The organism is Chryseobacterium sp. OSA05B, assembly GCF_019970065.1.
Lineage (GTDB): Bacteria > Bacteroidota > Bacteroidia > Flavobacteriales > Weeksellaceae > Chryseobacterium.
Window position 1 is genome coordinate 352,750 of record NZ_JAHXYH010000004.1, and the last position, 21,419, is coordinate 374,168.

Here is a 21,419-nt window from a genome sequence, read left to right on the forward strand (position 1 = left end):
AGTTTATGATGATGTGATTATTGCTTGATAACTTTTCTTGTGGAAGTACTTCCATCGGCAAAACTAATTTTAACTAAATAAGTTCCTTTTGGAAGTGAAGATATATCAGCTTTTTCAGTATCGTTTTGAAGTAAAGATTTACCTGTCATATCAAAAACGGTAGTAGATTTAATCTTTTGGTCAGTTTTGATATTGATTTCTCCTTTTGTAGGGTTAGGGTAAAGTGCTACCGACTCTTTAGACTTAGAAGATGTTTCCTGAGTGCCTAAAGTAGCACTTCCTAGAACCTGGATGTCATCTATAGAAATAGCATCTGCATCATTAGCGATATACTGAAATCTGATTTTAACGTTAGCTTGTCCAGCATAAGCGGTTAGAGCTTTTTGTACTGATACTGTGTTGTAAAGGTCTGTTGCTGGATTGCCGTCGTTGTCATCAGTAAATCCTGCTTCTGTGTCTTCATCCCAAAGAGTAGTCCAGGCTGTACCACCATCTGTTGAAATTTGAGCCACAAGATTTCCAAGATTTTGGCCGATCATATAATTCCAGCCTACCTTTACCTTGAATTTTAAAACGGGTGTTGTTGTACCTGTAAGTGAAAATGCAGGACTGATCAATGCAGCATTGTTATTTTGGTTGATATAATCTACACCAGCGGATTTAGTACCTGAAATAAGGAATCCGGATATACTTGTAGGAAATGCGCTTGTCAGCTGCCAAGGTCTGGCTGCTACTGTTTGAGTTCTTGTCCATCCTGTGGAAGGAAATGTAGCACCTTCGAAATCCTCAGAGAGTATAATCTGAGCGTTTGTTGCTGTTATTCCAAGCAATACACATAGAGAAAAGAGAGTTTTCTTCATAATATTATTTTTTTCTAAAATTAGTGAAAAAATAATAATCAGGTATAAAAAATTCAATAAAATTCGACAAATGTTGTAATTTATCCGTTAATAATTGTGTGTAAATGTAGAATTATTTAGTTGTTCTTTCATCCGAAGGCAGTGTCTTTACATAATATTTGAGATGCCGATCTTGATAAAAGTTTCCTTGGTCTGTGGGGGGGCATTTTTATGCTCATAGTGTTTAAGTCTTTGATTCATGGTAAAGGAAGAATAGTCTATAGCAGCTTTTAGTAGAAAAGTATATTTTTTAGAATGATGATAGAGCTGCTATAAAGAAAAAAACTCACCGGAAACGGTGAGTTTTAAATAAGTGTTTAACAAATTGTTATTATTGTTTGATCACTTTTTCAGTGATTGATGTACCATTGGTAAGCGCTGCTTTAATTATATAGGTCCCTTTTGGTAATGAAGATAAATCTGTTTTTCCTGAATCTGTTTCAATAACTGTTTTTCCGGACATGTCTAGGACTGAAATCATTTTTATCTTTTGATCTGTTTTAATATTGATTTCACCTTTTGTTGGATTAGGATAAACTGACGTTTGTTTTGCCTTGCTCACAGTTTCAGATGTAGCAAGTACCTGTGTAGATTTAAACATTCCTCCAATAGTGGCAGATGTGTTGAATCCTCCCGAATAACAAGTGCTTGCGTTGAAGCATTTTACACTTAAATGCTGTACCGCGTCTATAGCAGTCCATGTGGTTCCGTTGTTGCTTTTCCATGATCCTCCGCTTGTGTTGGAAGAGCTGGCTGCTACCAAAATAGTCGTACCGGGTATATAAGTGATATCGCTGATGTTATTGGCAGCCGTAATTCCAGTGAAGGTAACTTGTGACCACGTGGCTCCTCCATCTGTTGTTCTGTGGAGCTGTAGCCCAGTAGGGGTTTGACCTGTGAACGTTTTTCTTAGGATTATTCCCGTGTTTGCATCACTCCATGCCATATCTCCGCTTACAGTAGCACCTCCAAAATCACTGATAATGGAGTTGGTAGCCAGTACAGTCCATGTTAAACCTTTATCTGTTGATTTGTAAATTCTTCCTTTTCCTGTATAAAAGAATATATTATTACCTACAGAATAATATCCGCCATTATATCCATATTCATCTGTCAGAGGGTCGGGAATGCTGGTGCCTGGAACTCTTGTCCATGTTGTGCCTCCATTGGATGTGGTGTAAATTTCAAACTCACCATTCTCCGGATCGCCACCGACAATACCGTTATTGGCATCAAAAAAGTGAACGTAATTGGTCCATGATTGCCCGGCGGTGGTCAGCATATGCTGGTTGGTCCAGGTTGCGCCACCATCCGAAGTTTTCCATACACCTCCCAAGCCGGCTGTATTGTCAAAAGCTCCTACCCATGCTGTTGTAGCACTTACACCTGAGATATTGGTGATTCTTAAAGCCGTATTGCCTACATTGATATTTCCTGATGTCCAGGTAGTACCTCCATTGGATGTTTTTGTAAATTCCTGAACGTTGGTTGTTGTACTTAGTCCATTATAGGCAAAAGCCCATACCGTATTAGCATCATACACTTCCATGCCGCTGATTCCTCTTGATGGAGCTGCAAATCCTGAGTTTTGAGTGCTCCAATACTGAGCGAATGAGGCAGAGCTGATTAATAATGCCGTAATGGAAAATAGAATTCTTTTCATAATGATTTTTTTATAAAAATAACAAAAAAAACATCACTATGGTAAATATAATTTATTTAAAAAGCACAACCAGTGTATTTTATCTATTACGAACTGCAGGAAAGTGTAGAGCATCCCGTCGTGTCATCATAGGCGGCCGGCCTTTTTACAGAATATTCGGGATATAATTCTTCATAAGGATTTTCCAAAGCTCGCGTAAGTTGTTCAAGCATTTCCGTATTTCCGTTATTTATTTCTTCAATGCATTCATAAAGAAGATAATTTCTAAGAGTAAACTTTGGGTTTGAACGTTTCATTATGGATTGAGATTCTTCCTTTGAAATGGTATTTGATGAAAGTCTTGCTTCATATTTTTTAGCAAAATCCTCCAGTTTTTTAACTCTCGCATCAGATAGAACAACATAGGAGACGTTTTCAAAAAGAGCTTTCAGGTCACTTGCAGGACTTAGTTTTTCCAGCTGATTAAAGAATAATGTGTAATCCAGCTGAAGTTCCTGCATCAGTCCCTGCCAGTTGGTGAAGAATTCTTCGTCGCTCTCCCTGAGTTCATCGAAGCCGAATTTTTCGCAAAGCATCTGGTCGTGAGCTTTCCAGAAATAGGTTCCGTAGTGGTTTAAAGTATCTTCCAAAAATTTTTCATCTTTGATTATCGGGTGAAGGGAGTTGGCAAGCTGCCAGAGATTCCACTGTGAGATCTGGCCCTGTTTTCCAAAAGCATATCTTCTTCCCGGCAGATCGGTCGTATTGGGAGTGAAATTAAGGTTATATTCGTCCATCATTGAATAAGGACCATAATCTATCGTTAATCCTAAAACAGACATATTATCGGTATTCATAACACCATGAACAAATCCTACGCGGAACCATTCCGTCATAAGATTGGCAGTTCTTGTGCAGATATTTTCAAAGAATTCTTTGTATTTCTGAACGCCCTCTGCTGTAATTTCCGGATAATAATTGTCGATAGTAAAATCAACCAGATCCTGGAGTGTATCATATTCTCTCTGTGCAGAGATCAGTTCAAAATGCCCGAAGCGCAGAAAACTTTCGGCTGTTCTTACGACTACAGCGCCTTTTTCCAGCTGTGGATTTCCGTTATACATCATATCTCTTACCACATCCTCCCCGGTAAAGGCCAGGCTTAACGCTCTGGTTGTAGGAACTCCAAGGTGAAACATGGCCTCACTCATCAGGTATTCGCGCACGGAAGATCTAAGTACAGCTCTTCCGTCTGCATGTCTCGAATAGGGAGTGGCACCAGCCCCTTTCCATTGGATTTCTGTCTTTTTTCCATTTTTATTGATGATTTCTCCGGCAAGTATTGCTCTTCCGTCTCCAAGCTGCCCTGCCCAGTTTCCGAACTGATGTCCTGCATAAGCCGTAGCGTAGGTTTTTACATTGTCGGGAAGATTGTTTCCCACGAGAAAACCCAGATCTTTTTCTTCATATTGTCCAAGGCCTATTTCTTCCGACAGGGTTTGATTAAAAGCAATAAGTTTGGGTCCGTCAAAGCCTGCAGGCTTTGTGGTGGCAAATAAAACTTTTGGAGTATTTCTCTGCATTGGGTTGTCAGAAAGATCACCTGGAAATATATCGGTAAAAGGCTGTTTGATTTGTTCAATATTCATAGATCAAAGGTATTAATTATAAAAGACAAGACCTTCCAAATTATTGAAAGGTCTTGTGTATTTCTAAAAGAGAATTTATTTATTGAAATCTACCTCATCGGTGGAGTGAAGATTGTCATTGATGTTTTCTTCTTTCTTGTCTGTATTGTTTTTAGGAGTAGGATCTGGGGCTTTTGGATTTTTGATCTCATCAATCGTCTGAAGTCCTCCATCATCTCCATATCCTTCACCAAGGCCTTTCAGGTTTGAACATCCGTCTTTCCAGTCTGATGGTCTGGTGAATTTATCATCAGGAGTAATTCCCAGTGACTTGTCTGCCCAGACTTTCTTCATAAAGATCGCCCAGATTGGTAATGCCATTTTCGCACCCTGACCTTCCCCGGTTCCAAAGAAGTGGGTCGCTCTGTCTTCCCAGCCTACCCAGGCCCCTGTTGCCAGTTTTGGAGTGATACCCATAAACCAACCGTCAGAATTGTTCTGTGTAGTACCTGTTTTAGCAGCAATTTCCACACCTTTTGAAATACCTCTTCTTCCCAATTCTCCGGAAGCCGTACCGTATTGTGCAACACCTTTCATCAGTTCGATCATGGTGTAGGCGTACATTGGGTTCATAACTTCTTTCGGCTCTACATTGACTTCCTTGATTACCCTTCCGTTGGCATCTTCAATTCTCCAGATCATTTCCGGTTTGTTGTAGTTTCCATAGTTAGCGAAAGTACTGTAGGCACCTAGCATTTCATAGATGGTAATATCTGATGAACCTAAGGCAATGGTATTGTTTCTAGGAATATCTTCTGTTACTCCCAGGTCTCTTGCGGTCTGAATAACGGCATCTACACCAGTCATCTCAATAAGTCGGGCGGCGATCGGGTTTTGAGAGTGTGCAAGACCGTCTTTTAACGTCAGCATTCCACCTCTTCCCGGAACGTGCCATCCCTTATGGTCATAAGTTCCGTTAGAAACCGTTGAACACGGGGTCATACCCAGTTTCATAATGGCTGTAGCATAAACGAAAGGCTTGAAGGTAGATCCTACCTGTCTTTTACCCTGTTTAATGTGGTCATACTGGAAATGTTGCCAGTCTATACCACCTACCCACGCTTTGATCTCTCCACTTCCAGGTACCATAGACATTAAACCTGCCTGTGCCACTTTTTTGTGCCATCTGATAGAATCCCATGGAGACATTTCCACTTCCTCTTCACCACTCCATGTGAATCGTGAAGTTTTGGTAGGTTTTTTAAACTCCATAATAATGGAGTCTTCAGGCATACCGTCTGCCTTTAAAAGCTTATAACGGCCGGTTCTTCTTACAGCCTGCATCATTACACTATTAATCTCCTTATCGGTAAGATAATAGAATGGCCAGCTTTTTCTTCCTCTCTGTTCTGCGTCAAATCTTTTCTGAACATCCGTAAGGTGTTCTTTGATTGATTCTTCTGCGTACTTCTGCATTTTGGAATCTAAGGTAACGTAGATCTTCAGTCCGTCTTTATAAAGGTTAAGCTTCTTGCCTGTTTCCTTTTCATAACCTTCAAGATATCGGTCTATTTCTTTTCTTAAATAAAATTTATAATACGCAGAATATCCGTCTGTAATATTTTTAATAGGGTGGAAGTCTACAGCGATCGGTGTACTGATGGCTTTTTCATAAGTAGCCTGATCAATATAACCGGTCTTCTGCATCTGATCCAGTACGACATTTCTTCTTTCCTTTGCTCTGTCCGGATATCTGTAAGGATTGTTTTTTCTTGGATTTTCCAGCATGGCTACAAACATTGCCGCCTCAGGAAGAGTAAGCTGCGAAGTTTTTTTGTTAAAATAAACCTTGGAAGCCATTTCTACACCGTTTGCATTGAAAAGAAAGTCAAACTTATTGAAATACAAAGTAATGATCTCTTCTTTGGTGTATCTTTTTTCAAGACTTACGGCTACAACCCATTCCTTCAGTTTCTGGAAAGCTCTTTCAATTTTATTCTGAGAAGCAGATCCTGTAAAAAGAAGCTTGGCAAGCTGTTGGGTAATGGTAGAACCTCCACCTCGGCCACCTCCATACACGACAGCCCTTGCAATAGACTGAAGGTCAATTCCCGAATGTTCCTTAAAACGCTCATCCTCTTTAGCCTGAAGGGCATAAATAAGATAAGGGGGAAGGTCTTTATAAACAATTGGCTGGGTTTTTTCCTTTTCAAACCTGCCTAAAGTAACTCCATCGGATGAAATGATTTCAGAAGCCACATAGATATCAGGGTTTTCCAATTCTTTTACATCCGGCATTTCTCCAAGAAAGCCCTGGGAAACGGCAAAGAAAAGTCCTGAAATACCTAAAACGACCGCAATGAGTCCAATCCAAATAAATTTAACCCATTTTTTCCAAGAGGTATTTTTGTTTTTTTTGGGAGGAAGAGGGAAGGTTTTTCCCTTATTTCCTGCGTTTTGTCTGTTGTCTTCCATTGATGGTTACGGTTTAGCCGTTTCTAGTTTTACTCCAACGTCTTCAATCCCCGGAAGGTTGTCATTCCTCATCGCCTGTGTAAGGCTGATTTCATACTTTCCCTTTCCCGGAAATTTATAGTTCAATTTATACTGAAATAATGCTTCCTTCGTATCACCAAAACCTGTACCAAGCCATTCGCCGTTTGGTTTTGCCAGAACGTAATTCAGGGTATCTGTTTCCTTCTTTTTGTTCTGAAGATTGGTGAAGTTTACAATAAATCTTATATTGCTGTAAGGATAAGTATTGTTATTTCTTACGACAAATATAATATTTTTAGGATTTTGCGGATCTGAAACTTCAAGATTAAATTTTTGCTCACTTTTCTTATTCCATTTGTTATTAACGGAATTCATGATGATGTTTTCTTCCGAAGAAGATTGGCAGCTAAAGAAAAGTATAAGAGATAATAATCCTAAAATTTTACGCATTTTTATCTTTTTTTGGAGGATATTTCTTTTTAAAATTTTTCTTGTTCGGATTCTGTTGTTTTTTCTCAGGATCAGAAGGATTGTCAGTTTTTTCTACCTGTGCTTTTGGCTGTTGCGGCTTAGGCTGTGGCTTCTGTTGAGGCCTTTGCTGATTTCCGGAGTTGGCATTAGCATTAGGGTTTTCTGTTCTTTCCGGTCTGTCAGGTCTCTCGGATCTTTCAGGCCTTTCCGGTCTGTTTTTCTTTGGTCCCTGGCCTTGTCCCTGCTGTCCTCCCTGGTTTTGCCCGTTGTTGTTCGGTCTGTTTTGATTTTGGTTTCTGTTCCTGTTGTTTCCTCTGTTCTTCTTTTCGAATCTGTCCACATTGTTTTCCTGGATCAGGTCGATGGATGGAACCGGAATGTCAGGCTGTTTCAGATCTTCCAGGGGAAGGGTTCTTTCGCCTCTTTTATTTTTTGCGATTAGTTTCTTAACAAGATCAATATCAAAGTCATACCATGCCATTGAGCTGTCTACATAAGCAAACCACATTTTCTTTTTGAAAACGTCTATTTTGATACAGAATGCTCTTCCTTTTTCCGTGTCCAACGTAGTGGATGAAGAAGGGAAATGACTTAATGCATCAAGGTAGCTGTCCAGTTCATAGTTAAGACAGCATTTCAGTTTACCACATTGTCCTGCAAGCTTTTGCGGGTTAATGCTCAGCTGCTGATATCTGGCTACATTGGTATTCACAGATCTGAAATCGGTCAACCATGTTGAACAGCAAAGTTCTCTTCCGCATGATCCGATACCTCCAACTTTTGCAGCTTCCTGTCTGAAACCGATCTGTTTCATATCGATTTTCGTTCTGAAAGCACCTGCGTATTCTTTGATCAACTGCCTGAAATCCACTCGGTTATCAGCGGTGTAATAGAAAGTGATCTTTGAAGAGTCTCCCTGATATTCTACATCAGTGACTTTCATTTCGAGACCGATTCTATGGGCAATCTTTCTTGCTTCCAGCTTTACGGCGTCTTCTTTTTTTCTGGCTTCCTGCCAGACCTCAAGGTCCTTCTGGTTAGCCTGTCTGTATATTTTGAGTATAGATTCTTCAGGAAATTTTTTCTTTTTCATCTGAATCTTTACTAATTCTCCGGTGAGGCTTACAACGCCTACATCGTGTCCGGGACTCGATTCTACTGTTACTACGCTACCTATATGTAAAGGAATATTATTTACATTTCTATAAAACGATTTTCTATCATTTTTAAATCTAACTTCCACAAGGTCGCACCTGTTCGATGCGGGGTTGTTGATGTTAGAAAGCCAATCGAAAACACTTAATTTATAACTATTACCACAGGTATTTACACTTTCACAACCATTCGCGGTTTTCTTGGGTCCGCAAGAATGGGCAGAATCGCCGGATGTTTTGCATCCACAACTCATATAACTATTTTTTATAATCTTGCAAATTTATGTAAATTTATCTTTATGCAATTCTAAAATACTTAAATATTCAATATCGCTGTTGTTTAACATTAAACGTAAAAAATATGCGATCCATAAAAAGTGGATAAGTTACTAAACAGTATGTGTTTAAGTGAATGTATTTCTAAAGTGCTATTTTAAACATAATTTTCTTTTAGGATATTGTTTAAAATATTAAGAAATATTAACAGGCGTATTCAAAATAATTTTATATTTGGGTTATATAATAACAGTCTATGAAAAAAATATTAGTATCAACTGCTTTATTGGCGGGTGTTTTATCTTACGCGGGAGGTTTCAGGGTATCTCTCCAGGGAGTGAAACAATTGGCAATGGCGCATACTAGTGCTCATGCCGAAGATGCAAGTGTGGCATTCTTTAACCCAGCGGGTATGTCATTCATTCCTTCTAAGCTGAGTATAGTGGCAGGAGGGTTTGGTGCAAGTAATAAAGTTACTTTTCAAAACTTGAATACACTACAGAGTACATCAACAGACAACCCTATCGGTACTCCGTTATACGCTGCAGTGGCTTATAGACCGATAGAGAACCTTTCTGTTGGTTTCAGCTTTAGTACACCTTTCGGAAGTACGATCGAGTGGCCAAGTGACTGGGAAGGAAGAGAAATGGTGCAGAAACTGGAGCTGAAAAGTTTCTATTTCCAGCCGATGGTATCTGTAAAACTGGCTCCTTGGGTATCTTTTGGGGCGAGCTATATTTATGCTAAAGGTAAAGTAGACTGGGATAAAGCTGTAACACAGTTTGGTGGTGAGCTAAATATTAAAGACGAGAAAGCTAGCGGAAGCGGATATGGATTCGGGTTCTATTTCAGACCAGACCCTAAACTGGATGTAAGTATTGCTTACCGTTCCCCTATAGATATGAAGGCCAAAAAAGGAACCGCTACGTTTCAGTTCCCTTCAGCAGCTATTTATCCTCTGTTAGGTCTTGATCCAAGTACAGGACAGGATAAATTTACAGCAACCCTTCCTTTGGTGGAAGAATATACCATTGGTTTAACGTATAAAGTAACACCAAAATGGTTGGTTTCTGCTGACTTTAACTACCACGGGTGGGAAAGATACAGCAAGCTGACTTTGGATTTTGCGAATGCCCCTGTGGGGAATCAGCCGGATCCTACCGTATTGGTTGCTCCTAAAAACTTCAGAAATTCCAAAACATTCAGATTGGGTACTCAGTATGCATTCACAGATATGATCTTCGGACGTTTGGGTGCTTATTATGATGAATCTCCATATACGGATGAAAACTTTATTCCGGAAACTCCTTCATTCAATACCTATGTAATTACAGGTGGTGTTGGCTTTAAATTAAAGCAGTTTGGAGTGGATTTAGCAGGTGGATATGCCATGCCTCAGTCCAGAGATGTAAGAAATGCAGCGCTAGGCTTTAACGGACAGGCTAAAGCTAAGGCATTCTACTTTGGTTTAGGTTTATCGTACAACCCTTTTTAATTGAAAGACTATGAAAAAAATTATAATATCAACACTTGCCGTTTCCGCACTTCTTTTTACAACAAGTTGTGAGACTGATTTTGATACCGATGTAAAAGATATTCAGGTGACAAGCGGAGAAGCCAACTTTTCCAATTATGTTTCTATAGGAAACTCTTTAACTTCAGGATATAGAGATGGAGCCCTTTACAGCAGCGGACAAAACGAGTCGTATCCAAGTATCATCGCGATGCAGATGAAACTGGCAGGCGGCGGTGCATTTAAGCAGCCTATGATGCCAAATGATGTAGGTGGATTTATAGGGTTGCCTGGTTTTCCGGGTAAACTGAATCTTACAGTGACTGCCAGCGGAAGTTTAAGTCCGGTTCCAAGCAGCCCTGCTGCGGCATTGGATAATGTGACTGCCGGTGGACCTTATCAGAATATGGGAGTTCCGGGAGCAAAGTCTTTCCACTTGGTGGCACCAGGTTACGGAAGTGCTGCTAACCTTGCTTTAGGAGCTGCCAATCCATACTTCGTGAGATTTGCTACTTCTGCCACAGTTTCTGTTTTAGATGATGCAAAAGCTCAGAAACCTACATTCTTCTCTCTTTGGATTGGAAATAATGATGTATTATCTTATGCTACTAACGGAGGAACGAATTCTCAGACGGTAGGAGGAGTTACTACTTACACTCCGGCGGTAGTTCAGACTGGAAATGTAAATCCACTCACTTATAAATCAAATGATATTTCTGATCCTAATCTTGTAGCGGGATCTATTAAAGGGGTCCTTGATGGTCTTAAGAGTGTAGGAACCACAAAAGGAGTTATTGCCAATATTCCTTATGTTACTTCTATTCCTTTCTTTACGACAGTTCCTTACAATCCTTTAACACCTACAACATTAGGAGCAAATTTAGCAACACTTAATACAAGTTTATATGGTCCGTTGAAGCAGGCGCTTACTGCTTTTGGAGCTGGAGACAGAATTAATTTACTTTCTTCCACTTCTTCCAACCCGGTTTTAATCAAAGACGTTGCACTTACAGATCTGTCTGCACAGCTTACTGCTGCTTTGACTCCTTCATTAGGATTGCCTACAGCAACTGCATTTGGACAAATCTTTGGACAGGCAAGACAAGCTACATCAGAAGATTATATCCTTCTTACAACAAGTTCTCTAATCGGAACTACTGCGCCAGGAGCACCGGCACCAGTAAATGTGTATGGAATTTCTTATCCACTGCAAAATCAGCATGTATTAACAAAAACAGAAGCTTCTTATGTGAAAACAGCGGTAGATGCTTACAACACTTCTATAAAATCACTTGCTGATTCTTATGGATTGGCTTTTGTAGATGGTAATGCTAAAATGACTGAGCTTAATGGTAAGTCCGGTATTACTTTCGATGGGGTAAAATATACGGCCAAATTTGTGACCGGAGGAGCTTTCTCTCTTGATGGGGTTCACCTTACAGGAAGAGGGTATGCGGTTATTGCCAATGAATTTATCAAATCTATTAACACAAAGTATAAATCTACTTTGCCACAGGTAGATCCTAATAAATATTCAGGAGTAAAATTCCCGTAATAATACAGGAAAATAAAAAGTTAGAAACCACAAGAGTAATTCTTGTGGTTTTTTTTTAAATTTGCAAAATCTTTAAAAAGTAAAAATGGCCGATCAGTTAAGTTATCTATTTTGTACAAGAACCAGCAGGGACTTGGCAGAAAAAATTTCCCAGCATTATGGGAAAGAGTTAGGAAAAATCAACTTTCAGGAGTTCAGCGACGGGGAATTCGAGCCTGTTCTGGATGAATCTGTAAGAGGAGGAAGAGTTTTCCTAATCGGATCTACCTTCCCGCCAGCAGACAATCTTTTAGAACTTCTATTAATGATTGATGCAGCGAAAAGAGCTTCCGCTAAAAGTATTACTGTTGTAATCCCTTATTTCGGACTTGCAAGACAGGACAGAAAGGACAAGCCAAGAGCTCCGATAGGTGCCAAACTGGTAGCTAATCTATTGACAGCAGCAGGAGCAACAAGAATCATGACGATGGATCTTCATGCAGATCAGATTCAGGGATTCTTTGAAATTCCGGTAGATCATCTTTATGCTTCAAGTGTTTTCGTAGACTATATCAGAGCATTGAACCTGGATAATCTTACGATAGCTTCTCCGGATATGGGAGGTGCGAAAAGAGCAAAAAACTATGCAGGTCACCTGGGTGCTGAAGTAGTAATTGCTTACAAAGAAAGAAAGAAAGCTAATGTTGTAGAAGAGATGTTCCTTATCGGAGATGTAGAAGGGAAGAATGTAATCCTTATCGATGATATGATTGACACAGCGGGTACACTTTGTAAAGCTGCAGATATTCTAGTGGAAAAAGGAGCAAAATCAGTAAGAGCGATGGCAACTCACGGAGTACTTTCCGGAAAAGCGTACGAGAATATTGAGAACTCTAAATTGCTGGAAGTTATTGTAACTGACTCAATTCCTGTTAAAAATAATTTGTCATCTAAAATAAAAGTGCTATCTTGCGCCCCATTATTTGCAGACGTTATGAAGATGGTTCATGAGCATCAATCAATCAGTAGTAAGTTTATTATCTAATTGATTTTTAACAGATTGCAAAATTAAACTGAACAAATTTTTAAATTTTTTATAAATGAAATCTATTACAATTCAAGGTACAAAAAGAGAAAGCGTGGGCAAAAAGTCTACAAAAGCTTTACGTGATGCTGAATTAGTTCCTTGTGTTGTTTATGGAGGTGAAGCACCATTGAACTTCTCTGCAGAAGAGAGAGCATTCAAAGGTTTAGTATACACTCCTGAAGCACACACGGTATCTATTGAACTAGACGGAAAAACAATTCCGGCAGTTCTTCAGGATATTCAGTTCCACCCAATTACGGACAAAATTTTACACGCAGACTTCTACCAATTATCTGACGATAAGCCAGTAATTATGGAAGTTCCTGTAAGAATTACCGGACGTTCTAAAGGTGTTGTGGCTGGTGGTGTTTTACGTCAGTCTTTCAGAAAATTAAAAGTGAAAGCTATTCCTGCTAACTTACCAGACGAGATCGTTGTTGATGTAACTCCATTAAGAATTGGTAACAAGCTTTATGTAGGAGGAATCAAAGCTGAAGGATATTCTTTCGTACACCCTGACAATGCAGTTGTAGTAGCTGTTAAGATGTCTAGAAATGCAATGAAAGGTGGTGCAGTAGTAGAAGATGATGAAGATGAAGAAGTTGCAACTGAAGAAGGAGCAGCTCCAGCAGCAGAAGAAGCTACAGCAGAATAATATTTGCTTATTCAACAAACCATATAAAACCTGTCAATGTTATTGGCAGGTTTTTTTATCTATGAGGATGCAGGACAAAATAAATGGGCCTCGTCAATCCTCTTTCCCATCTTATCTATCGAATCTTTCTATCACCTGACAAGTATCACCCGCTTGCACGGTACCTCCTTTCGAAAAAAAAGCCGTAAATTTGAAGTGTTCTAAATAAGAGCCATCTAATTTAAAATTTTAATAAATGTTTGACATTCAGGAAATAAGAAGTCAGTTTACGATATTAAACCGCGAAGTGAATGGTAAGCCATTGGTTTACTTAGATAATGCAGCCACATCTCAGAAACCGGATTCCGTTTTGAAGATTTGGAATGAATATTATACCCAGCTTAATGCCAATGTTCACCGAGGAATTCATACATTAAGTCAGTTGGCTACCGAAGAAATGGAGCTTTCAAGAAGAAAGATTCAGACATTCATTAATGCTAAGCATGATTTTGAAGTCATTTTTACAAAAGGAACTACAGAAGGTCTGAACCTCATCGCCTATATTTTAACACAGAAGCTTAAAAAAGACGACGAGATTGTCATTTCATATCTGGAACACCACTCGAACATTGTTCCGTGGCAGCTTCTTTGTGAAAGAACCGGAGCCAAACTGAGAGTGATCCCGATTGATGAAAACGGTATCCTTCAACTGAACTATCTGGACGAATTTTTAAGTGAAAAAACCAAAGTAGTTGCTGTAAACCAGGTTTCCAATGCATTAGGAATTGTCAATCCTATTGAAGAGATTATTGCTAAAACAAGGAAGAATTCAGGTGCTTATATTGTCATCGATGGAGCGCAGTCTGCACCTCACTTCGAAATCGATGTACAGAAGATGGACTGTGACTTCTTTGTGTTTTCAGGTCATAAAATGTATGCACCAATGGGAACTGGTATCCTTTATGGAAAACAAGAGCTCCTGGAGGAACTTCCACCTTTCCATGGAGGAGGAGAGATGATAGCAACCTGTTCTTTTGACGGAACTACCTACGCAGGGCTTCCTTTTAAATATGAAGCAGGAACTCCGAATGTAGGAGGAAATATTGCATTAGGCGCTGCCGTTGATTTTATCGAAAAAATAGGGCGACAAAATATTCAGAATCATGAAAACGCACTGCTTGAATATGCCCAGAGACAACTTTTAGAACTGGAAAACATAAAGATCTATGGTGAAAAAGCCAAAAGAGTAGGTGTTGTTTCCTTTAATTTAGAAGGAACGGGAATTTCTTCCGATGTAGGGATGATCCTTGACAAAATGGGTATTGCCGTAAGAACCGGACACCACTGTACACAGCCGATCATGGACTTCTTTAATATAGCCGGAACCGTAAGAGCAAGTTTTGCTGTTTACAATACTTTTGATGAAATTGACAAGCTTGTAGAAGGCGTAAAGAAAGCTCAGAAAATGTTGGGATAAAAGTAAAAAGCAGCAGATCCGCTGCTTTTTTGCTGAAGTTAATCCTGAGGAATACAATAACATCTTCCTTCAACAATGACCTGAATATATCCTATGGCGCATTCAAGACAGATTTCACCGCCTGCGATGATTTCTTTCAATTGTTCTTTACTTAATTTTTTCATATTCAATGATTTAATGGGTTAGTGCTAGCAATAAAGATAATTAAAAACCATTAAAATATCTGTAGATCCTTCAATTTTTTGGAGGATTTATTGTTTCTTGAATTAAAGGTTGATCTAAAACTGATTATAGATAATAGACTTTACCAATCCTTGAAATAGCAATTTTTGTGTATGTACGTCTTGCTTCTTGAAGTAATTTTGTCTGGTCTAAATTTAACGTAATGGAATTAATAGAAAAATTGAACTGGAGATTTGCGACCAAAGCAATGAACGGTCAGAAAGTACCACAAGAAAAAGTGGATAAAATATTAGAGGCTGCAAGACTTGCCCCTACATCAAGCGGACTTCAGCCTTTTGAGATCATTGTGATCACCAATCAGGAGGTAAAGGAGCAGATCAAACCTCACGCATGGAATCAGCCGCAGATCACGGACTGTTCCCATCTTTTGGTGTTTGCGGCCTGGGATAATTACACAGAAGAGAGAATCAATGCGATGTTTGATCTGACCAACAAAATCAGAGGTTTTGAAAATGAAGGCTGGGAAAACTACAGACAGATGCTGTTGGGAACATATCCTCAGAGATCTGCAGAAGAAAACTTTACACACGCAGCAAAACAGGCGTACATTTCATTCGGAGCAGCGATTATCGCAGCCGCTTTTGAAGAAGTAGATTCCACGCCAATGGAAGGTTTTTCTCCTGAGGCGGTGGATGAAGTTTTAAACTTAAAAGAAAAAGGCTTAAAGAGTGTTCTGCTTCTGCCTATCGGTTACAGAAACTCTGAATCAGACTGGTTGGTGAATCTTGCCAAAGTGAGAAAACCTAAAGAAGATTTTATTACCGAAGTGAATTAATTACTCAATTTTTTCTTATAAAAAATCCCTTTCAGTTGTTTTGAAAGGGATTTTGTTTTTTGACTAATTACTTAATCATATTTCTGTCTAAACCTTATAGGTTTCAAAAACCTATGAGGTTTGAATTCTTTTAATTATTAGTTGTTCGGTTTCCATTCCACAACCGCTCTGATAAACGCCTCCGCATTTTCCACAGGAATATTAGGTAAGATTCCGTGTCCAAGATTCGCGATATATCTGTCTTTCCCGAAACGGTTGATCATTTCAGTCACCATCTTCTTGATGGTTTCCGGCGTAGAATGTAATCTTGCAGGGTCAAAATTCCCCTGAAGCGTCATCGTATGATTGGTTAAAGTTCTTGCGAATTCAGGAGTGATGGTCCAGTCCACACCCAAAGCAGATGCCTTAGACATCGTCATATCTTCCAGCGCAAACCAGCATCCTTTCCCGAATACCACCACATGGGTAAGAGGACTCAAGGCTTCAACGATCTGGTTGATGTACTGCCATGAGAATTCCTGGTAATCCGTAGGAGAAAGCATTCCACCCCATGAATCAAAAACCTGTACTGCAGAAACTCCTTTTTCCACTTTTCTTTTTAAATAGGCAATCGTAGTATCCGTGATCTTCTGAAGCAGTAAATGAGCCGCTTCAGGCTGCTGGAAACAGAATGATTTTGCAATATCAAAAGCTTTACTTCCTTTTCCTTCAATACAGTAACATAGGATCGTCCATGGAGAACCTGCAAAACCGATTAATGGAATTTCATTATCTAATTTAATTAAGGTAAGCTCAATGGCATCAAAAACGTATCCTAAAGTATCATCCACATCAGGGACGATCACATTCTGAACCTGTTCCATTGTTCTGATCGGATTGTCCAGCCACGGACCTACATTTTCTTTCATTTTAAAATCGATTCCCATTGCCTGAGGAACCACTAAAATGTCAGAAAACAGGATGGCTGCATCCAAAGGAAACCTACGGATAGGCTGTACAGTGATTTCAGAAGCAAGTTCAGGCGTCTGGCATCTCGTAAAGAAGTCATATTTATCCCGAAGAGCAATGAATTCCGGCAGATATCTTCCGGCCTGTCTCATCATCCATACCGGCGGTCTTTCTACCGTTTCTCCGCGGAGTGCTTTTAAATATAAGTCGTTTTTAATCATAATTTATTTAAACTAATATGGCCGTTCCCGGCACTTATTATTTTTACCAGCCAAACTTGCAGCTGCTTCAAAGTTCTTTTTTTATCAGCTCAAAGATAGAAGCCAGATTGTTTTCTTCTGAAGTGAAGATCTCTGCTGTGGTGTGCTTTCGCAGTTCATTGGAGGTCGTTTCACCGATTGAAAAAATCTTCATTCCTTCTAAAGAGTTGAGTTTTGCAAAACTACGAACTCCGCTTGGACTAAAAAAAACTGTAGCATGATATTTTTCAGGTACCAAAGGATTGATTTCTTCAGTGTTGTAAACCGTAATCTTTTTGTAGCGGATATTCTGCAGCGGAAGATCTTTATCCAGAACATCGATGGCCAGATTGCCACAAAAGTGAAGGAACTGCTCGTGCTGGCAGTTTCCGATAATAAACCTTGAAAGTGTTTCTGCGTTTTTCAGAACCTTGAAAGTCCCGAAACCGTATTTTCTGAGTTCACGTTTCGTTTTTTCACCGACACAATATATTTTGTTATAATTTTTTGCGGTAAAATCTTCGTTAGGTTTAAACTGATTTGTAAAGAAAGATCGCACTCCATTCACACTCGTAAAGATCAATGAGCTATTTTTTAAATCAAATGGAGAGATTTTTATAGGTTCCGTTCTGATCACCTCAATACATTCAGCCGAAATATCCGATCCTAATTCTTTGGACAGCAATGCGGCATCTATGGTTTTGGTGAAAAGAATTTTCATTAGGGTTTGTCTTTTAAATGTAAATCATCTACTAGCAATCGTATTTTCTTCATAAAATCCTTCCCCGGATCTTCTTTTGCAGTGAAATAATTCGGGTCAGTTTCCTTCCAGAGTTTTGATCCTCTAAAGATACCATATTCTGAATGACCTATCAGATATTCTATATTGTATTTTTTAGTTAAGGACTTAATTAATTGTGCATTAGCCAATGCCTGCTTTTCTGTAAGCGGCTGATTTTTGCTTCCAATGTTTTCAATACCGATGGCACAGTAATTAAGTCCGATGGTATGTCTCGCAAACATATTAGGTTCCATAAGCTGATAAATGGTACCATCTCTGTCTACAATAAACTGGGAGGAAACATTCAGTGTGCTTTGTTTCTTTAAAACATTTCGGGCAGACTCCAGATGGGTCTTGTTGAAATATTTGTAATTCGTTTCTACAGTTCCGCCTGCAGTATAGTGAAGAACAATGATTTTAGGCGAAATGACCGGTGAATTCTGAGTGATGTTATAATGACTTTTAAGATACTCAAGGCTCAGTTTAACTCTTTCCGGAGAATAATCAATAGGTTTATTAATGATTTTAAATTCGCCGGTCTGAGCTTTCGTATAGCATGCCATCAATACAAAGAAAGCATAAATAAGGTTTTTCATAAAAAGTTATTTATTTCTGGTATTGATAATGTCCTGTAATGGTATACTTAAAAAGGACATCTTCCACCACCTGTCCGCCTCCTATATTATGTACGATCAGAAACCTCTTTCCGTCGGCAGATTTTTTATTGACAACAATTCCGATATGGGTTAAATTTCCAGGCAGAAGCCAGGTAACAATATCCCCCGGAACATACAATGCAGGATTGCTTTCAATAGATTTTGCTTTCCCGAATTTAGAAAAGAACACAGCAAGATTCGGGACTCTGCGGTGATCAATGTTCGTATCAGGCTTTTTCAAACCCCAGATTTTCGGATATTTTGTGAAATTTTTTGCCATATCCTCATGAACTTCCTTTTGGAGATCGATCCCCATTTTTCTGTAAGCTCTTATCACGACGTCTGTACATACGCCTTTATCTGCCGGGACATCTCCGTTGGGATATTTAAGGACAAAGTAAGTGGGATCATAGGTAACCGTTTTATCCACCAATCCCAAAGCGGAATCGGATAGCTGAAGTGCAAATTTATTCTGTGCACTTGCCATACCCATATAACAGGTGAATGCTAATAAAAACAGATACTTTTTCATAGTTCCGCGCTTAACAGGAATGTAAAGATAAAGGGAGCTGTCTGAAAACGTTTAGTAAGAATTCTTGATTTCAGTCATCAATTCTTTTCCACCGTTTTCAAGAACGATCTTTGCGAATTTCTCTCCAAAATTCTCAGTTTCGTTGTACTCGAAGTTTTCATCGGTAGCAATGCAGTTTTTGCCATCCAGAGAACACAAAGCTGCTTTGAATCGGACCTGGTTTTCGATGATTTCCGCATAGGCACCGATTGGGGCAGTACATCCGCCTTCCAGTGTGCTCAGGAAATTTCTTTCGATCTCTACACAGATCTGGGTTTTCTTATGATTGATCTGGCTCAGGATTTCGTTGATCTCTGGTTTGTCAGAATGTCCGGCCACGGCAATTACGCCTTGAGAAGCGGCTGGGATCATTAACGGAAGCATCTCATAATCGATGTCCATTTTCATTCTCTTGATTCCTGCCAGAGATAAAATCGTAGCATCAAAGTCTCCATCCTCCAGTTTCTGAAGTCGGGTCTGGATATTTCCACGGATATCTGAAAATTCAGCGTTGGGATAATTCTTTAGCCAGAATGCTCTTCTTCTCAGACTGCTGGTCGCCAGTTTAAGTTCGTGGAATTCTTTATTTCTTGAAGATTCTTTTCTGATCAGTACGTCCTGCGGGAAATCTCTTTCCAGATAAGCAATGATCTCAATATTTTGAGGAAGCTGTGTAGGGACGTCTTTTAAAGAATGTACGGCAATGTCAATCTCGTCATTCAGTAAAGCCACATCAAGGTCTCTTGTGAAAACCCCGGTGATTCCTAAAGAATAAAGCGGTTGATTTAAGTTCTTATCGCCCGAAGATACGATAGGAACGATTTCCGTTAAATAATTACGGTTTTGAAGGTGCCTCGCAACCTCTCTTGCCTGCCAAAGTGCAAGTGCGGAATTTCTTGTTCCGATTCTAATGCTTTTCATTGAATTCGTTGTTTGGTTGTTCAACTAATATTTCGTGCATTAATTTACTAATTTCTTCGGCTTTTAAAGGATTGTCGATGATAAATTTTGCAAAACGGTTGGTGATTTTCTGGATCATTTTGTCAGAAAGCTCCATGTCCGTGATGTTTATGTATTTATTTTTTCTGTAAAAATTATGCATTTCATTGCGTTCCATATTCTTCAGAACTGCTTTAAAATGGTGAATATTTGGAGCCAGCTTTCTCTTTTTTTCCCATTCCAGAAACTCTTTCATCAGTTCTTTGATGATTTTTTCAGCTTTCGGGATCTCTTTTTCCCGCTGCTGAATCGTTTCCTGGATTTGTTTTGAAAGTTCATCCACATCGATCAGCGTTACGTTTTCATTTTCCGTAACGTTCTTTTCAACGTTATGAGGAATGGAAAGGTCAATCACGAGCGTTTCTTTTCCGTTCGGAAAGTGAGACTTGTTGATGATGGGATGTTTTGCTCCGGTAGCAACAATCAGGATGTCTGTATTTTTTATTTCCTTGTCAAAATCAGAATAATCAACATGAGGAATATTGTACTTCTCGGAAATTTTTTCAGCTTTCTCCTGAGTTCTGTTCGCGATTTTTATTTTAGGCTGGTAAACGTGCTTCACCAGATTTTCAACCGTATTCTGCCCGATTTCACCTACACCCAAAAGAAGAATGTTTTTCTCCGTTATTTTTTTCTGGCTGTTTAAGATGTAATGTACGGCAGCATAAGACACAGAAGCGGCCCCGTTTGAAATTCCGGTTTCGTTTTTAATTCTTTTCGAAATCTGGATGGCTGCATTAATTGCTCTTTCCAGATAAGGATTTGAATTTTGTCTTTCTTTTTTAAAGCGGCTGTATGCTTTTTTGATCTGTCCGATAATCTCAAAATCCCCGATAATCTGGCTTTCCAGTCCTGCTGCTACTCTGAACAGGTGGATCAGTGCCTCTTCTTTGGTCAGGATATTCGCAAACTGAAGGAAATCCGTAAGATGGACCCCGATGGTTTTGCAATATTCCTCTGCGACCAGAAGATAATTCGGTGAAGTGGTATAGATTTCGGTTCTGTTACATGTGGAAACCACAAATGCATCCCCTAAATCCACATTATGGATCCGGGTGACAAAGTTCTTGATGTTGTCATCAAAGAATGCAAATTTCCCTCTTGTTTCTACATCAGCCTTCTCGTAGCTGATGGAAAGTACAGCAAAATTCGATGTTTGATGGATGTTGGAATACTGTAACATAAGCACGGCAAATTTACGGTTTTTTTAATTAATCAGCCTCTGATAATGTATATGATAATTATCGTGAAAAACTATGGTGGGGAAGGAGTGAAACAGACGCTGAAAGAATGCAATTTGAAGATGTATGATGGTACAGCCGATGGGAAAATAATTTATAATCAGCATTTTATAATTTTTTAAGAGAGAGATTTCTTTGTATTTGACTCAAAGATT

At 39.2% G+C, this 21,419-nt stretch carries 19 protein-coding genes; 6 read left to right on the forward strand and 13 right to left on the reverse strand.

Annotated elements, in window-relative coordinates:
- Nucleotides 1–17: 17 nt before the first annotated feature.
- From LC419_RS17355 to LC419_RS17380, 6 genes are all read right to left on the reverse strand, one after another.
- On the reverse strand, nt 18–860 hold the full coding sequence (locus LC419_RS17355; protein ID WP_223608545.1) for a T9SS type A sorting domain-containing protein: 843 nt from the start codon (nt 858–860) through the stop codon (nt 18–20).
- Between the two features lie 370 nt (nt 861–1,230).
- Nucleotides 1,231–2,562 carry a T9SS type A sorting domain-containing protein gene (locus tag LC419_RS17360; RefSeq protein ID WP_223608546.1) on the reverse strand — a complete coding sequence of 444 codons (1,332 nt, stop codon included), beginning with the start codon at nt 2,560–2,562 and terminating at the stop codon, nt 1,231–1,233.
- Between the two features lie 86 nt (nt 2,563–2,648).
- On the reverse strand, nt 2,649–4,190 hold the full coding sequence (locus tag LC419_RS17365) for a YdiU family protein (RefSeq protein ID WP_223608547.1): 1,542 nt from the start codon (nt 4,188–4,190) through the stop codon (nt 2,649–2,651).
- Between the two features lie 75 nt (nt 4,191–4,265).
- Entirely contained in the window at nt 4,266–6,644 is a 2,379-nt protein-coding gene (locus LC419_RS17370) for a transglycosylase domain-containing protein (RefSeq protein ID WP_223608548.1), read from the reverse strand.
- Nucleotides 6,645–6,650: 6 nt separating this feature from the next.
- Nucleotides 6,651–7,115, reverse strand: coding sequence for a gliding motility lipoprotein GldH (locus LC419_RS17375; protein WP_223608549.1), 465 nt, complete (start codon nt 7,113–7,115; stop codon nt 6,651–6,653).
- Nucleotides 7,108–8,544 (reverse strand): regulatory iron-sulfur-containing complex subunit RicT, encoded by a 1,437-nt coding sequence (locus LC419_RS17380; RefSeq protein WP_223608550.1) that lies wholly within the window; start codon nt 8,542–8,544, stop codon nt 7,108–7,110. The genes LC419_RS17375 and LC419_RS17380 overlap by 8 nt, the downstream gene beginning before the upstream one ends.
- 278 nt (nt 8,545–8,822) lie before the next feature.
- On the opposite strand from LC419_RS17380, the gene LC419_RS17385 reads away from it, so the two are divergent.
- From LC419_RS17385 to LC419_RS17405, 5 genes are all read left to right on the forward strand, one after another.
- The gene (locus LC419_RS17385; RefSeq protein WP_223608551.1) at nt 8,823–10,061 is read left to right on the forward strand and encodes an OmpP1/FadL family transporter; all 1,239 of its coding nucleotides are present in this window, start codon (nt 8,823–8,825) and stop codon (nt 10,059–10,061) included.
- Between the two features lie 10 nt (nt 10,062–10,071).
- Nucleotides 10,072–11,634, forward strand: coding sequence for a G-D-S-L family lipolytic protein (locus LC419_RS17390; protein WP_223608552.1), 1,563 nt, complete (start codon nt 10,072–10,074; stop codon nt 11,632–11,634).
- Nucleotides 11,635–11,719: 85 nt separating this feature from the next.
- Nucleotides 11,720–12,658, forward strand: a complete 939-nt coding sequence (locus tag LC419_RS17395) for a ribose-phosphate pyrophosphokinase (RefSeq protein WP_090026015.1) — start codon at nt 11,720–11,722, stop codon at nt 12,656–12,658.
- Nucleotides 12,659–12,713: 55 nt separating this feature from the next.
- A complete protein-coding gene (locus LC419_RS17400) occupies nt 12,714–13,355 on the forward strand; it encodes a 50S ribosomal protein L25/general stress protein Ctc (RefSeq protein ID WP_223608553.1) in 642 nt (213 codons plus the stop codon).
- A gap of 235 nt (nt 13,356–13,590) precedes the next feature.
- Nucleotides 13,591–14,811, forward strand: a complete 1,221-nt coding sequence (locus LC419_RS17405) for a cysteine desulfurase (protein ID WP_223608554.1) — start codon at nt 13,591–13,593, stop codon at nt 14,809–14,811.
- A gap of 38 nt (nt 14,812–14,849) precedes the next feature.
- Here LC419_RS17405 and LC419_RS17410 read toward each other — a convergent pair whose 3' ends face one another.
- Nucleotides 14,850–14,975 carry a GNAT family acetyltransferase gene (locus LC419_RS17410; RefSeq protein ID WP_223608555.1) on the reverse strand — a complete coding sequence of 42 codons (126 nt, stop codon included), beginning with the start codon at nt 14,973–14,975 and terminating at the stop codon, nt 14,850–14,852.
- Nucleotides 14,976–15,196: 221 nt separating this feature from the next.
- Here LC419_RS17410 and LC419_RS17415 point away from each other — a divergent pair, with 221 nt between their 5' ends.
- Entirely contained in the window at nt 15,197–15,829 is a 633-nt protein-coding gene (locus LC419_RS17415) for an NAD(P)H-dependent oxidoreductase (protein WP_223608556.1), read from the forward strand.
- A 137-nt stretch (nt 15,830–15,966) separates the two neighbouring features.
- On the opposite strand, the gene hemE is transcribed toward LC419_RS17415, so the two are convergent.
- The 6 genes from hemE to hemA all read right to left on the reverse strand — a co-directional run bounded on the left by hemE (nt 15,967) and on the right by hemA (nt 21,206).
- A complete protein-coding gene (gene hemE / locus LC419_RS17420; RefSeq protein ID WP_223608557.1) occupies nt 15,967–16,998 on the reverse strand; it encodes a uroporphyrinogen decarboxylase in 1,032 nt (343 codons plus the stop codon).
- A 67-nt stretch (nt 16,999–17,065) separates the two neighbouring features.
- The gene (locus LC419_RS17425; protein ID WP_223608558.1) at nt 17,066–17,737 is read right to left on the reverse strand and encodes a uroporphyrinogen-III synthase; all 672 of its coding nucleotides are present in this window, start codon (nt 17,735–17,737) and stop codon (nt 17,066–17,068) included.
- Nucleotides 17,737–18,393, reverse strand: a complete 657-nt coding sequence (locus LC419_RS17430; protein WP_223608559.1) for a peptidoglycan recognition family protein — start codon at nt 18,391–18,393, stop codon at nt 17,737–17,739. The genes LC419_RS17425 and LC419_RS17430 overlap by 1 nt, the downstream gene beginning before the upstream one ends.
- A 10-nt stretch (nt 18,394–18,403) precedes the next feature.
- The gene (locus tag LC419_RS17435; protein ID WP_223608560.1) at nt 18,404–18,985 is read right to left on the reverse strand and encodes a DUF1287 domain-containing protein; all 582 of its coding nucleotides are present in this window, start codon (nt 18,983–18,985) and stop codon (nt 18,404–18,406) included.
- A gap of 51 nt (nt 18,986–19,036) precedes the next feature.
- Nucleotides 19,037–19,945 carry a hydroxymethylbilane synthase gene (hemC, locus tag LC419_RS17440; RefSeq protein WP_223608561.1) on the reverse strand — a complete coding sequence of 303 codons (909 nt, stop codon included), beginning with the start codon at nt 19,943–19,945 and terminating at the stop codon, nt 19,037–19,039.
- Nucleotides 19,932–21,206, reverse strand: a complete 1,275-nt coding sequence (hemA, locus tag LC419_RS17445) for a glutamyl-tRNA reductase (protein ID WP_047450950.1) — start codon at nt 21,204–21,206, stop codon at nt 19,932–19,934. Before hemA ends, hemC begins: the two co-directional genes overlap by 14 nt.
- Nucleotides 21,207–21,419 lie beyond the last annotated feature (213 nt).